This is a genomic window from Cereibacter sp. Soil_C_27 (genome assembly GCF_057657095.1).
The window spans coordinates 1-1,268 of the sequence record NZ_JBDGJD010000026.1 but is presented as its reverse complement, the minus strand read 5'-3'; the positions used below and the strand labels follow the sequence as shown (position 1 = coordinate 1,268).

General features: G+C 64.0%; 1 protein-coding gene. It reads left to right on the top strand.

Features of this window, described 5'->3' with window-relative positions; translation table 11 throughout:
- Window positions 1–65 precede the first annotated feature (65 nt).
- Window positions 66–1,234, top strand: a protein-coding gene (locus tag AC3A5Z_RS24135) for an IS3 family transposase (RefSeq protein ID WP_487521807.1) whose coding sequence is annotated in 2 segments (ribosomal slippage) — window positions 66–330 and window positions 330–1,234 — 1,170 coding nt in all. Because the reading frame shifts where the segments join, the coding sequence is not laid out codon by codon here.
- Window positions 1,235–1,268 lie beyond the last annotated feature (34 nt).

Genomic DNA, 1,268 nt, shown 5'->3' with positions numbered 1-1,268 from the left:
TGGTCTGCCCCCTGAAAAGTGGTCCTCCCTGAGGTAGGCTTTTGAGCCCATTGGAGGATGAGAAAATGGCACAGAAGAAGCACAAGCCGGAGGAGATCGTAGCGAAGCTTCGGCAGGTCGACGTTCTGGTGTCGCAAGGCCGATCGGTGGCCGAGGCGGTTCGGTCGATCAGCGTGACGCAGTTCACCTACTACCGCTGGCGCAAGGAGTTCGGCGGCCTGAAGACCGACCAGGTGAAGCGGCTGAAGGAGCTGGAGAAGGAGAACGAGCGGCTGCGGAAGGCCGTGTCGGACCTGACGCTCGAGAAGCTGATCCTGCGCGAGGCTGCTTCGGGAAACTACTGAGCCCCGCCCGCCGCCGGGCCTGCATCGATCACGTCCGCCAGAAGCTCGGCGTGTCCGAACGGGTCGCCTGCCGCGTGCTGGGGCAGCATCGCTCGACGCAGCGGAAGGTGCCGCGGGGCCGACCTGACGAGGAGGCGCTGACCGCCGACATCTTGGAGCTCGCGATTCAGTATGGCCGCTACGGCTATCGCCGGATCACGGCCCTGCTGCACGAGGCGGGCTGGCAAGTGAACGCGAAGCGGGTGGAGCGGATCTGGCGACGGGAGGGGCTGAAAGTCCCGCAGAAGCAACCGAAGAAGGGACGCCTCTGGCTCAATGGCGGGTCCTGCATCCGCCTGCGGCCTGAGCGCCCCAATCATGTCTGGTCCTACGACTTCGTCGAAAGCCGCACACATGAGGGGAGAAAATTCCGCATGCTCAACCTGATCGACGAGTTCACTCGCGAATGCCTGTCCATCCGCATCGCCCGCAGGCTCAACTCGACCGACGTCATCGACGTCCTCTCGGAGCAGTTCATCCTCCGTGGTGTGCCCGGCCATATAAGGTCCGACAATGGCCCCGAGTTCATCGCTACCGCCGTCCGGACGTGGATCACCGCTGTCGGCGCCAAGGCCGCCTTCATCGAGCCCGGCAGCCCATGGGAGAACGGCTATTGCGAGAGCTTCAATTCGAAGCTCCGTGACGAACTGCTGGACGGCGAGATTTTCTACAGCCTTGCCGAGGCCCGCATCGTGATTGAGTCTTGGCGCCAGCACTACAATACCAAGCGCCCGCATTCATCGCTAGGCTACCGTCCCCCGGCACCACCCGCGGTGCAGTGGCCGGCTCCGCCACCCGCACCCGCTACGCCGGCCACCCCAACCGTAGCGCCAAGACCCGTCATGCACTAAGATTAAACCCGGACCACTCCATAGGGGCAGGCCA